13 protein-coding genes are annotated in these 13,532 nt (G+C 48.0%); 11 read left to right on the plus strand and 2 right to left on the minus strand.

From position 1 onward, the window contains the following. Positions 1-38: 38 nt before the first annotated feature. From lplA to KNO95_RS00335, 11 genes are all read left to right on the plus strand, one after another. On the plus strand, positions 39-1,028 hold the full coding sequence (gene lplA / locus KNO95_RS00285; protein ID WP_026826662.1) for a lipoate--protein ligase: 990 nt from the start codon (positions 39-41) through the stop codon (positions 1,026-1,028). A gap of 146 nt (positions 1,029-1,174) precedes the next feature. After that, the gene (locus KNO95_RS00290; protein WP_026826661.1) at positions 1,175-1,648 is read left to right on the plus strand and encodes a PTS sugar transporter subunit IIA; all 474 of its coding nucleotides are present in this window, start codon (positions 1,175-1,177) and stop codon (positions 1,646-1,648) included. Between the two features lie 100 nt (positions 1,649-1,748). Further along, positions 1,749-3,296: a long-chain-fatty-acid--CoA ligase gene (locus tag KNO95_RS00295; protein ID WP_026826660.1), complete on the plus strand. Its 1,548-nt coding sequence runs from the start codon at positions 1,749-1,751 to the stop codon at positions 3,294-3,296. Between the two features lie 90 nt (positions 3,297-3,386). Then, entirely contained in the window at positions 3,387-3,689 is a 303-nt protein-coding gene (locus tag KNO95_RS00300) for a metal-sensitive transcriptional regulator (RefSeq protein WP_026826659.1), read from the plus strand. A gap of 11 nt (positions 3,690-3,700) precedes the next feature. After that, entirely contained in the window at positions 3,701-5,809 is a 2,109-nt protein-coding gene (locus KNO95_RS00305; RefSeq protein WP_026826658.1) for a heavy metal translocating P-type ATPase, read from the plus strand. Next, entirely contained in the window at positions 5,806-6,012 is a 207-nt protein-coding gene (gene copZ / locus KNO95_RS00310; protein ID WP_015880952.1) for a copper chaperone CopZ, read from the plus strand. The genes KNO95_RS00305 and copZ overlap by 4 nt, the downstream gene beginning before the upstream one ends. Positions 6,013-6,323: 311 nt before the next feature. Then, positions 6,324-6,986: a response regulator transcription factor gene (locus KNO95_RS00315; RefSeq protein WP_026826657.1), complete on the plus strand. Its 663-nt coding sequence runs from the start codon at positions 6,324-6,326 to the stop codon at positions 6,984-6,986. A gap of 26 nt (positions 6,987-7,012) precedes the next feature. Further along, positions 7,013-8,353 carry a sensor histidine kinase gene (locus KNO95_RS00320; RefSeq protein WP_235181860.1) on the plus strand — a complete coding sequence of 447 codons (1,341 nt, stop codon included), beginning with the start codon at positions 7,013-7,015 and terminating at the stop codon, positions 8,351-8,353. 127 nt (positions 8,354-8,480) lie between these two features. Further along, positions 8,481-8,951 carry a competence protein ComK gene (locus KNO95_RS00325; RefSeq protein WP_026826655.1) on the plus strand — a complete coding sequence of 157 codons (471 nt, stop codon included), beginning with the start codon at positions 8,481-8,483 and terminating at the stop codon, positions 8,949-8,951. Positions 8,952-9,037: 86 nt separating this feature from the next. Continuing rightward, entirely contained in the window at positions 9,038-12,106 is a 3,069-nt protein-coding gene (locus KNO95_RS00330) for an efflux RND transporter permease subunit (RefSeq protein WP_214878104.1), read from the plus strand. 127 nt (positions 12,107-12,233) lie between these two features. Beyond that, positions 12,234-12,644, plus strand: a complete 411-nt coding sequence (locus KNO95_RS00335; RefSeq protein WP_026826653.1) for a hypothetical protein — start codon at positions 12,234-12,236, stop codon at positions 12,642-12,644. A 28-nt stretch (positions 12,645-12,672) separates the two neighbouring features. Here the strand turns inward: KNO95_RS00335 and KNO95_RS00340 are convergent, their stop codons facing one another. Both KNO95_RS00340 and KNO95_RS00345 read right to left on the minus strand, forming a co-directional pair. Beyond that, on the minus strand, positions 12,673-13,062 hold the full coding sequence (locus KNO95_RS00340) for a hypothetical protein (protein ID WP_026826652.1): 390 nt from the start codon (positions 13,060-13,062) through the stop codon (positions 12,673-12,675). A gap of 55 nt (positions 13,063-13,117) precedes the next feature. Then, positions 13,118-13,498 (minus strand): truncated hemoglobin, encoded by a 381-nt coding sequence (locus KNO95_RS00345; RefSeq protein ID WP_051545992.1) that lies wholly within the window; start codon positions 13,496-13,498, stop codon positions 13,118-13,120. Positions 13,499-13,532: the final 34 nt, after the last annotated feature.

A 13,532-nucleotide genomic window follows, 5' to 3' on the forward strand; every position in this document is an offset into this window, starting at 1 on the left:
ATACGAGTAGCGAACACCTGACTAGGAGGAAATAGACTGTGAAATTTATTTTTAATCCAGATATCCGCGATCCGAAGCTTAACTTGGCGGTTGAAGAGTATATCTTAAAACACTTGAACGTAGATCATGAAGATTATTTCCTGTTCTACATCAATGGACCCTCGATTATCATTGGGAAAAACCAAAACACATCGGAAGAAATCAACTTGAAGTATATCGAAGAGAACGGTATCGATGTCGTTCGACGTCTCTCTGGTGGGGGTGCCGTCTATCACGATGAAGGAAACTTGAACTTCAGCTTCATCACAAAAGACGATGGCAACTCGTTCAATAACTATAAGAAGTTTACACAACCCATCGTTGATGCGTTACGTAACCTAGGTGTCGAGGCAGAGCTGACGGGTCGTAACGATATTCAGGTCGGCGAGCGTAAAATCAGCGGAAACGCCCAATTTACGACGCGTGGACGCATGTTCAGTCATGGGACGCTCATGTTCAATTCGAACATTGAAGAAGTCGTCAACTCACTTAACGTCTCTGAAGAAAAGATGCGCTCAAAAGGAATCAAGTCTGTTCGCAGTCGTGTCGCGAACATCACTGAATTTTTAGAGCGCGAGATGGAGATGCAACACTTCGTCGAGGCGTTACTCCATTCGATTTATGATGGAGAGCAGCCGGAGCGTTACGTTCTACGTGATGAGGACTGGGAAATCGTTCATGATATCTCGAAAGAGCGCTATGCGAACTGGGACTGGAACTTTGGGAAATCTCCGAAGTTCGACGTCGAGTCAAAACGCCGTTTCCCAATCGGGACGATCGACGTCCGCTTGAACGTGAACAAAGGGACGATCACAGAAGCGAAGATTTATGGTGACTTCTTCGGTGTCGGTGACATCCAAGACGTCGAGCAAGCGCTCGTTGGGACTCGTTTCGAACGTGCTGCCATCCGTGAACAGTTAATGACGCTCGATTTAAAACATTACTTTGGAAATGTCGAGCTCGAGGAATTGGTTGATTTGATTAGTTAAGATGATCAGGGCGATCTCTACGGAGCTCGTCCTTTTTTGGCAGTTTCGTGAACGTTGGTCGAACGGATTGCGCCTCGACGGGAGAAGGCGTATCATAATTTGTGCAAGCGTTTTCGTAAAGGCTAATCGAAATAGGAGGAGTATGCATGTATCGGATGCTTAGTGAATGGATGGATGCGAGTCGTATGTGGGTGACGGAGCAAGCGACATTTGAACGAGCTGTCAAGGCGGTAGGTCTAGAGTTAGAACGAAAAGATATGGTCGATTCTTCATTTACACGGGTGATTCTCGATCAGGAGACGATTATTCCTTCCGGGGTGAGCGATGTCGCGATTCCGGTAGCTGTCATTGACGTGCCTCTCTCCATTTCAAAACGAGACGGCATTTCACTCCTTCACCTAATGAACCCGTGCGAAGTAAAGACGATCACCGGAGAAAAGATTCATGCAAAGGCCATTCTTTTGATTACGGCTACGAGTGAACCCCAAAAGCAGATGTATCATAAGTTGATTGATGATTTACTGATGGACGATGAGGCACTACAAGCGCTCGTTCATATCCAAAGTCGTGCCGGTATGTTTCATTTGCAGACGAACTTTTTGGAAGCGTTTTCTTATTGAAACATTTCATGTACAATAGAAGTAATTGAAAAGAGCGCGGACAACGTGCTCTTTTTTATGGCTCAAAAGTGAATCATCATTCATTTAAAGGGGGATTACCATGGCAAACTTAGTCAAGTCACTACAGGAAGTAGTGGACGCTCACCCGCAGAAAGCGGCGTATGTGTTTGGGGAAGACACGGTGAGTTACGGACAGTTTTATGGGCAAGTCAAGGCGATGGCGTCGACACTTGAACAAAAAGGAATCGGACAAGGGGATCATGTCGCTCTCGTCCTCGGCAATAGCCCTGCGTTCTTGATTACGTACTTCGCCGTGTTGTCACGTGGAGGGGTCGTCATTCCGATCAACCCTACATACACGCCGGATGAGATGGCTTACATTTTGCTCGATGGGGACGTAAAAGGGATTGTTGGGTTGTCGCCGCTCGTCGCACAGGCAGAAGCGACACTCTCGAAGTTGCCTGAATTGAAGATTGTCATCTCGGTGCCATATGCCGACGTTCCGGCATTGAAACGTGAAGGTGAGATTGAATTTATCCCATTTGCGGAATCGTTTGCTGCATCGGAAGGAACATTCGTCGAAGTGGATGAAGAGGAGGTCGCTGTCATTCTCTATACGAGTGGAACGACCGGAAAGCCGAAAGGGGCTCTTTTGACTCATCGAAATTTGTTCTCGAATGCGCATTCCATTGGAGAGTACTTGGACATCACGCCTGAAGATAAAGCGTTAGCGGCATTGCCGATGTTCCATGTCTTCTGTTTGACAGTTATCGTCAACGCGCCGCTTCTTCGTGGTGCGACGATTGTCATCTTACCGAAGTTCTCGCCACAAGACGTATTCGACTTAGTACCAAAGCACCGTGTGACATTATTTGCTGGCGTACCAACAATGTATAATTTCTTGCTGCAGACAGCGATGAAGGTACCAGCTTACACCTCTGCTCTAAAACATGTCCGCGTTTTCGTTTCAGGTGGAGCGAGTTTACCGGTTCAATTGCTCGAATCATTTGAGCAGATGTTCGAGTGTAAGATTCTAGAAGGGTATGGTCTGTCAGAGGCGTCACCGGTCACATGCTTCAATCCGCTCCACGGTGAACGAAAAGCTGGATCGATTGGACCTTCCATCGTTCATGTGGAAAACAAAGTCGTCGACGAGCTTGGGGAAGAAGTCGGCGTCGGTGAAGTCGGAGAATTGGTTGTACGAGGACCAAACGTCATGAAAGGATATTATAAGCTGCCGGAAGAGACGATGATGACGCTCCGAGATGGCTGGCTCTATACGGGAGACTTAGCGCGACGTGATGAGGATGGTTACTTCTATATCGTCGACCGTAAAAAGGATATGGTCATCGTCGGAGGCTATAACGTATACCCTCGAGAGGTAGAAGAAGTGTTGTATCAACATCCTGACATCGTTGAAGCGGCAGTGATTGGTGTGCCGGATGCCGAGCAAGGGGAAGCGGTGAAGGCGTTTGTCGTCACGAAACATGAAGGAGTGACGAAAGAAGATATTCGTGCTTACACCCAAACAAAATTGGCGAAATACAAACAACCGACTTACCTCGAAATCATTGAAGAACTTCCGCGAAATACGACCGGCAAGATTTTACGTACCGTCTTAAAGAGCGAAGCGTTTCAAAATAGTTGAGTAGAGAAGAGCGACCTAGTTCGCTCTTTTCTTATCTTCTCATTTGACACTATTACGGGGTAGGGGTATATTGGTGGTGAGGTGATCAACATGGATGAATTTTTGCATGACCAACCACTCGTTCCGCGTGATGACGCTGAACGTGAGGCACTCGGGAAACGTCTAAAACGAATTGAAGGACAAGTCCGGGGAATTCAAAAAATGGTGGAGAGCGATCGTTACTGTGTCGACATTTTGACACAGACATCCGCTATTCAAGCCGCTCTCAAGCAAGTCGAGATGCAACTGTTAGAGCGTCACATGCGCAAGTGTTTGGTTCACGCAAGCGAGACGGAAAACATGGAACCTTACATTGATGAATTGATGACGATTGTCAGCCGCATCAAAAAATAAGGAGGGATTTCATGAAAACCGTTGAGTTATCCATACAAGGTATGACTTGTGCGGCGTGTTCGGCTCGAATTGAAAAAGTGTTGAATAAGATGGACGGAGTCGAAGCGACGGTCAACCTTCCGCTTGAAACAGCCACGATTCGTGTCGATGAAGGGATTACGGAAGAAGAGCTGATTGCTCGAATCGAGAAGATTGGATACGGTGCTGAACCGAAAGTCGAGATGGCGCCCTCGCATGATTTACGTCCTTTACAACGTAAGGTCATCATCTCTGCGCTGTTGTCGGCACCACTTCTATTGGTGATGTTGACTCATATCCCGGGTCTCGGGTTCCAAGCCGACTGGTTGATGAGTCCCTGGTGGCAATTCGCCCTTGCGACACCTGTCCAGTTTTGGATTGGCGCACAGTTTTATCAAGGTGCGTATAAGAGTTTGAAGAGCGGATCGGCGAACATGGACGTGCTCGTCGCGACGGGGACGTCTGCCGCATACTTTTATTCCATCTTTGAAATGATTGTACACCCGATGAATCCACATCTTTATTTTGAAACAAGTGCAGTCCTCATCACGCTTGTCTTACTTGGGAAGTGGTTAGAAGGACGGGCGAAAGAGAAGACGACCGATGCGTTGAAATCACTCTTATCGCTTCAGGCGAAAGAGGCGATCCTCTTTGTCGATGGTGAAGAACGGTCTGTTGCCGTTGAACTCGTCAAAGTAGGAGACGTTCTCGTCGTGCGTCCGGGAGAGAAAATTCCGGTCGATGGACGAATCATTGATGGAGAGACAGTTATTGATGAATCGATGTTGACAGGAGAATCGATTCCAGCGGAGAAGACGGTCGACGCCGAAGTCGTCGGCGGGACGATCAATCAGTCCCATCGCATTCTCATGCGGGCGGAACGTGTCGGTAAAGAAACGATGCTCGCTCAAATTGTACGCGTCGTCGAGCAGGCGCAAACCGACAAGGCACCGATTCAACGGCAGGCCGACCGCATCTCCGGTGTGTTTGTGCCAGTCGTCGTAGCAATCAGTGTCGTCACGTTCGTAGTATGGGCGTTTCTCTTGAACGATATCGATACGGCGATTCGGGCGTCGATTGCTGTACTCGTCATTGCGTGTCCGTGTGCGCTCGGTTTGGCGACGCCGACATCCATCATGGTCGGGACGGGACGAGCGGCGGAACAAGGTGTCTTGTTTAAAGGTGGAGGGCAACTTGAATCGCTAAATGAAGCGAATATCGTTGTATTTGATAAGACTGGGACATTGACGAACGGAACGCCGGAAGTGGTCGAAACATTCGGAGACGAAGCGGTCCTCAAACGGGCTGTGATGGCAGAACGGCAATCGACGCATCCTTTGGCAGCTGCGATTGGTCGTGAAGCAGGCGATGGTGTCGTGACGAAAGTGGAAGAGTTAGCCGGACGAGGTGTCAAAGCGGTCGTTGATGGGATAGAACTCACCATCGGGTCTGTCCGAATGATGGAGGAACTCGGATACAAATTGCCGGATTGGTCGATGCGGGCGATGACCCCGGTCTATGTCGCGGATGAGAGCGGAATTGTCGCGGCGTTCGGACTACAAGATCAATTGAAGCCGAAAAGTCGTGATGTTGTGCAGGCACTCAGTCAAACCCGCAAGGTGTATGTTTTGACCGGAGACCGGAAAGAAGTCGCATATGCGATTGCCGACGAACTCGGCATACCGAATCGTCAAGTCATCGCCGAAGTACTTCCTGTCGAGAAGGCAGATCAGATCGAACAATTGAAGCAATCCGGTCGTGTGGCTATGGTAGGGGATGGCATGAACGATGCCCCTGCCCTTGCGGTGGCAGACGTCGGCATCGCATTCGGAAGTGGCACAGATGTCGCTCTCGAGGCGGCGGATGTTACAATTGTAGGGCAAGACATTGAAGGCGTGAGTCGGGCGATGAATATGAGCCGCTTGACGATGAAAAACATTCGTCAAAATCTGTTTTGGGCCCTCGCCTATAATAGTCTTGGCATACCGGTTGCGGCAGCTGGATTACTTGCCCCATGGATTGCCGGTGCAGCGATGGCGTTCAGTTCGGTATCTGTCGTCTTGAACGCATTAAGATTAAAAACTCAAGGAGGATCATCATGAAAGAAACAACTTTAACAGTAGAAGGAATGACATGTAATCACTGCAAAGCGGCAGTGGAGGGAGCATTGAATGAATTGAACGGTGTCGAATCAGCGACGGTATCGCTCCAAGAGCATCGGGTCGATGTGATTCACCAAGACTCTGTTTCACTTGAAGCGATGGTGGAAGCAGTCGAAGAACAAGGATATGACGTAAAAGCATAATCATGGTAAGTCCCGAGTGAAATCGGGACTTTTTTTGTGGTATTCAACGGATAAGATGTATGCTATATTTAAGTTGATAATGAGAATCGGTATCAACGGGAGGCGGATATCATGGAAATGATCATGATCAGTGGAGTATTGGCGTTGATTAGTGGGGGCGCAGCATTTTTGACGCAACAATTACGAACGAATTCAGTACGGTGAAGAAGGTGCGATTCCGTTGCCTTCTTTTTTCTTTGACTTCATTTCTTTCCCATCATTTCACGACAATTGTTTGATATGATGAGAAAAAACGTGTTGAGGTGACTTGAATGTATACAATCTACTTAGTCGACGATGAAGCAAACTTAAATAAAATGCTCGTCACGTATTTAGAACAGGAAGGATACAACGTGCGCTCGTTTGCGGACGGGATATCTGCACAAGAAGCGATTCCGGACCAACCGGATTTGTGGGTGCTTGATATCATGTTGCCGGACTTGGACGGGTTCCAATTGTTGAAACAAATCAAAGCTGTCAATGCGAATACGCCGACGATTTTCATCTCGGCGCGCGACGAGGATATCGACAAAATCATCGGACTCGAGATGGGTTCGGATGACTACATCGCCAAACCGTTCCTCCCGAGGGAGCTCGTCATTCGTGTCAAAAAATTGATTGACCGTGTCTACGGTTCGAAATCGAACGAGCATATCGAATACGGAGAATATACAATCTATCCGGATAAACGCCTTATCAAGCACGGAGACGAAGAGATTGATTTGACGTCAAAAGAGTTTGACTTACTTCTTTTATTCTTAGAATATCCCGGTTCGGCCTTGTCACGGGAACAGATTTTAGAAGGGGTTTGGGGGAATGACTATTTCGGGTCGGACCGCGTCGTCGATGACTTGGTGCGCCGTGTCCGGAAGAAATTACATCGTCTCGAGCTCGAAACACTTTACGGTATCGGTTACCGTCTCGTTAGACCATGATGGACGCGCTCAAGCCGAAGCGACTCATGTGGAAGATTTGGGTGCTCATCTTACTCATTATCGTGACGCTCGCGCTCATGATTTTGATTACGATCCGCTCATCTATCACTCAGTTTATCGATGAACAGGTATATGAGACGTTACGAGACGTGGACTACTATTTAGGCAATACGAACGAGTTAGAGAACTATCCCCAAAACCCGATCGAGTACGACCGGCGGCAACAGGAATCCCGTTCGGTCAACCAATTGATCTTTCTCCCGAACGGACGAATCATCTATGGGTCGGCGCCGCTTGAATTGACGAACCGCATGTACCAGGAAGCGTTGAATCAAAGTGGACAAGTCGAGCGGTATCAGACGACGATTGATGGGGAAGACGTCTATTACATCATTCGTCAAAATGAATATGATGGAACGATTGTGTATCAGGCCTCCTACGCCTGGGATGCCTATCGTCGGGAGCTGGTGTCGACGTTATATTGGCGAATATCGATTCTGATTGGCATCATCAGCCTGTTATCACTTATTCCGGCATTATGGATGTCACGTCAATTGACGAAACCGATTGTGGAGATGGAACGGGCCGTTGAGAAGATTTCAAATCGACAGTGGGAGACGGCTCTCCCGTTAGATCGTCAAGATGAGCTTGGCCAATTGGCCCATTCGATTGATGCCATGCGGAAAGAATTGAAAGAGCAAGACCTGGCACAACAGGCGTTGCTTCAAAACATATCACATGATTTAAAAACGCCAATTATGGTCATTCGTGGTTATGCCCAGTCAATTGGGGACGGCATCTATCCGACGGGGGACTTGAAAGGCTCTGCCGAGGTTATAGATGAGGAAGCATCTCGACTCGAAAAGAAAGTCGTCGATTTGTTATACGTCACGAAACTTGAATATTTCAAAGGGCAGGAGACAAAACTCGAACCAATCAATCTCGATAAGTTGATGGAACTACTTGTCGCGCGCTTTAAGCTAAGAGGTCAGCTCGACTGGGAAATCAATGGTGAAGGCGGCGAGATGCTTGGCGATGGTGAACAGATTCGGGTTGCGTTCGAGAACGTGCTCGACAATGCACTCCGCTATGCGGAATCATGCATCCGGATTGACCTACATCAAGATGATGTCGGTGTGGAAATCACCATCTTTAACGACGGACCACCGGTTGATGAGAGCTTGGATTTGTTCCATCAATTTTCTCGTGGGAAACAAGGGAAGTTCGGGCTAGGTTTGTTCATCGTGCAACGAATTGTGACACTTCACACAGGGGAGGTCTCCCTACGAAATACAGGAGACGGAACAGCAGTACGATTTTACTTTCCAAGACTCAAACCGAACCATCTTTTAAAATCTGACGTTTGATTTTCAAAACCAGCCAAGAAACGGCTGGTTTTTTCATGGGAAATAGACGAAAGCCGATTTGCGGGACGGACAAAATCCTGGTATGAATGACATGTAAGTCATTACATACGTTATGGGGGATGAAAAGATGAGTAGATTGACCAATGAAACGAGAGCTTTAATTCCTGTATTTAACGAGTTTGGAGAAGCGGAGACACTTGTGTATCAACCTGAAGGTGTGATGCGAGTGAAAGGGTCACCAATCGACAATCTTGAACATGCGTGTTTGTACTACGGATCGAGCATTCAAGGTCGGATTGAAGCAGCTCGACATGTGCTCGGCCCGCATCGAAAGACACCTGTCGTGATGGATTGGCACGCGGACGCGGTTTTCTTTCCGACGATTGCAAAGGAAAGTCCAGACTGTGCATGGATCAATTTTCAGCACGTGACGGCCATCAAGAAAGACGGAAAACAGACGCTCATTCAATTTCTGACGGGCGAGTCGGTTAAAGTTCAAGTTTCCGACCATACGGTGTCGAGACAGAAACAACGGTCAATCGAATTATCGTACGCGTTTCAAAAACGTTTCCATGACAGCACATTGCAGCACGCTTAAGGATTGAATTCAATGAAGAACCCCTCTATGATGAAGAAGAGATATCATATGTGTATTTGCACATCTTCCGAAAGCGAGGGGTTTTTATGTTTTTTGAAAAAATGATTGAGCGAGGGAAACTAGTCATCGTGTTTCTTCTCGTCGCAATCGTTGTAGGTGTGCTGACGTTCTTCCAGCTGCCTAAGCGAGAGATTCCAGAAACGGGAATCAATATCGTGCTCGTTCAAACGCCATATCCTGGTGCAACAGCAGAAGCAGTTGAACGAAATGTTACCGGTGTATTAGAGGAAGAACTGCGTAGTCTAGAGGGTGTAGAGAATGTGACGTCGATCTCGGCTTCAGAGTTCTCAAACATCACGGTCGAATATGCGGACGGGACCGACCAAGCAGAGTTTCAGGCGAACGTCCGACAAGCCTTGTCGGATGCGACACCTAAACTTCCTGAGAACGCGCTCGCACCAACGGTCAATGACTCGCTCGGTCAGTTGCCGGTCGCATCGTACTTATTGACAGCAGATGATCGTTCATCATTCGAGGATGTACGATCAGACATCGAACAATTAGAATCGAAACTTCTTCGAACAGATGGCGTGACAGGAGTCACCATCAAGGGGTTACCAGAGCAGGAATACGTTGTGTCACTCGACTCTGAAGAGCTGAGTTCACGTCAGCTTGCCTTCCCGGATGTCTTGACGGCCATCAACGAAGAATACAAAACGACACCGCTCGGTCGTCAATCGACCGATGAAGACATCTACCAACTAGCGATTGACAACTTGACGAATGTAGACGACATGGAGCAAGTGATCGTTGGGTCATTCAACGGAGAAGCGGTCTTACTAGAAGATGTCGGAACGGTCGAAGAGACAGCAGAAGGTGTAACCGATCTCGTTTCTGTAGACGGAAAGCCGGCTGTTTCGATTACAGTTCCGATTGAATCAGGGTTGGATATTCCGACGATGCAAGATCGTGTCAACGATGTGGTCGAGGATGGACTCGGTGATTTAGACGGGTTTGATCTCGTTCCATATTATGAGCAGGCGAAAGCGGTCGATGCAATCTTCTCTTCATTGACACGTGAATTCATTATCGCCATCATCGCCGTCATTGCCGTGACGACGATTGGTCTCACGTTCTCTGGCTCAATTATCGTCAGTCTGGCAATTCCGTTGTCATTTTTAATCGCCTTGATTCCATTACAGTTTACTGGGGTTGATTTAAACCAAATCTCGATTATCGGGGCAATCATCGCCTTGGGGATCTTGGTCGATGATGCGATTGTCGTCAACGACAATATTTTAAGGAGATATCGAAGCGGAGATTCTGCGATGGTCGGGGCGGTCCGTGGAACGAAAGAAGTATGGGGCTCGATTGTCACGTCAACACTTGCAGTTGTTTTCGCATTCCTCCCGCTCACTTTGCTGTCTGGAGCGAACGGAAACTTCATTCGTGCCTTACCGACTGTCCTTGCGCTCTCTGTTCTAGCATCGATGGTCATCAGTTTGACGCTCGTGCCGATTGCACAGTATCGCTTGAACCGTAAAGAAGTGAAAGTGTCGAAACGTGAACCGGGTTGGCTCGGTGGACCGCTCAACCGACTCAGTAATTTCTATGCCGACCGCCTCTTACCGAGTGTAGCGAAACGTCCATGGACGTTTGGGATTGTAGGATTTGTCATTACGACAGCTTTATATGGATTGATTTTACTCACGCCGTTCGAGTTCTTCCCGGCCGCAAACCGTCCAGAAGTCGTGACGAGTGTGACGTTCCCGGTACAAACGACTTTAGAAGAAACAGAAGCACGTCTTGAAGAAATCGAAGCGAGGTTCCAAGAGGAGGAAGGTGTCGTCGAGACATCCATCTTTGCGGGAGGTGGACTTCCTGGTCTATTCACGGGCGGACTCGATCAATCCGGTGAAAACTCAGGACAAGTCATCGTACGTGTCGATAATGATTCAATCGATGCTATCGAATTGATTGATCAATATACGAACGAGTTGCGTGAAGAATATCCTGATGCCGAAATCTTCTTAGACACGCAACAGCAAGGACCTCCTGCGTCGGCACCTGTCGAATTCACGATGCGAAGTGAAACGATTGATCAGCTCGTGGCTGCACGTGACCAAGTGAAGGCCGACTTGGAAGAAATTGATGGGGCGATTGTCCTCGATAATATTAAAGAACCGTTCCAAACACTCACATACGAATTGAATCGTGAGGAAATGGCACAGGCCGGCGTGACGGCCAAAACAATCAGTGACCAAATTCGTCTCGTCACAGACGGGGTTCCGATTGGTACATTCGATGACGGGGTGGAACAACGTGACGTGAAAATCGTCATCGATGCTGAGGCGAACCGCGAAGCACTCGCCCTTGACGAGATTTTAGTTCCTGTTGAAACAGAAGCAGGTCCACCCGTTGCTCCACTCAGCACGTTTGTGACGGAGACGACAACGGAACAAATTCAACAGATTCCTCGCGAGAACGGGGAACGTTCGGTCACACTCCAAATTTATGCGAGTGAGGGTATGGACGAGGATGCGTTCAAGCAAGATGTCGAGCAAGTGTTGGAAGATGCGAAGTCTGGGTTAGACGATGAAGGAATCACATTTGACCAGACCGGAGCGAGTGATACGCAAAATGAGTTCTTCTTAGAGCTTGCGACATTGTTTGTTGTCGTCCTGTTCTTGATTTACTTGATTATCGCATTCCAGTTCAACTCACTCTCACTACCATTACTCGTCTTGTTCACCATCTATCTCGCGATTGCTGGAGCGGTCGTCGGATTGTTCGTGACACAGACGCCATTCAGTTTCATGGCATCGATGGGGATGGTATCACTTGCGGGAATCGTTGTACGAAACGCGGTCGTCTTGTTCGAGTTTATCGAACAGCGTATTCGTGAAGGCTTACCGGTCACGACCGCTGTATACGAAGCAGGACGTGCTCGGATTCGTCCGATTCTCTTGACAGCGCTCACCGCAGTCGTCGCCCTTTTACCTGTCGCATTAGGTGACGATCCGCTCTTCAAACCGCTTGCGATCGGAATCGTGTCAGGGATTCTATTCTCGACTGTGTTAACCTTGGTGCTTGTCCCGGCTTATTACCTGATTTTGGCGAAACGTCGTCATAAGGACAAACCATTTACAGAATGATTTAGCTTGAAGATGTGATGCCGTATGGTGTCACATCTTTTTTTGAACCATTTGTCACATGTTTTGTGCGATGTTGTATGGGTATAATTAGAAGAGAGGTTTTGAACAGTATGGGAGGGAATTGAAGATGAACGATTCATATACTTGGCTCAATCGCCGCAAAGTACGACCAGCGTACAGTGTGACTGGGAGCCGCTCATGGTCAAGTGAGCGTGTCGTTAGACCCGATCGTGCACGTGGAAAGATGGTACGCGATGTAAAGCGAGTACGTCGTCCGTACGTGGACGAATACGGCAATCGGCGTTGGACGACGGGACGCGTGGTCGTGACGGATGCGTCTCGTAACGCTCGAGCGAACGGACACGGAGACACTGCCGTACAGTTAGAGTTCTCCACACCGACGCCATACGAACGTGTGAAAGAGATGATTCCTACGAAACGTGTACTCGTTCCGGTCGTTGCTGGACTCGCGGTCGTCGGTGGAATCGCCGGTGTCGCTTATGCGCTTCGTAAAAAGAAACGAAATAAGAAGAAATAAAAAAATCGCCGAAAATTCGGCGATTTTTTTATTTAAAGCGTTCAGCGAGGATGCGCTCGAGTTCACGTTGCCCGAGTTCACGCATTTCTTCTTCGTTCTCTTCATCGTATGCATCGTCCGAGAAGCGGCCGACAAATTCAACTTTGCCGTTTCCAAGTTCACGGAACACTAAGTTTTTGCGATCATTGTAAAAGACGACACGATATTCACGGCCATTTTCGTGGTCGTAGTTGAAGACGCCTTTGATGTGGTCCATGTTCTTCTCTTCCGGCTGTTTCTCATCATCGTCCTCATCCTCTTCAGCATCTGCTGCTTCGGCTGCTCCTTCAAGTGCATCGGCGAGGACTACCGTTTCTTCTTTTTCTTCCGTTTCCTCTTCTTCAGATGAAACGACTTCTTTTTTTTCTTCTTCTGTCATATGAAACGACCTCCTTTACTTACTTTCCTATCATACCCACTTTTTATAGTTGTGACTACTCAAAATGATGCGAGCAAACTCGAACAACATTCGAAGATGACATGATCAATCGTTGAAACAGCTGGCGCTTGATCGATTCCGGGGCATCTACGGTCTTGAGTGCTTGCTCCATGCAACCAAGCCAATGACCGGCGTGCGTCTCAGAAATCGGATGTTCATGATGAATCATAGCTAAATTCCCACCGCCACGGCGTTCTGAATATAATTTTGGACCACCGAGCAGCTGTGTTAAAAATTCAAATTGATGTTGTTTGACCCGGTCTTTGTCTTCAGGAAAGAGCGGCAGTAAAATCGGGTCGGCATAGACGAGGTCATAAAACGCGTCGACAAGTTGTTGAACACCGCGTTCGCCTCCAAATTGTTCATAAGCACTCACAGATATTCCCCCTCATACGTTCAGTCTAATCGAT

Source organism: Exiguobacterium sp. ERU653 (assembly GCF_018617775.1).
Classification (GTDB): domain Bacteria; phylum Bacillota; class Bacilli; order Exiguobacteriales; family Exiguobacteriaceae; genus Exiguobacterium; species Exiguobacterium marinum.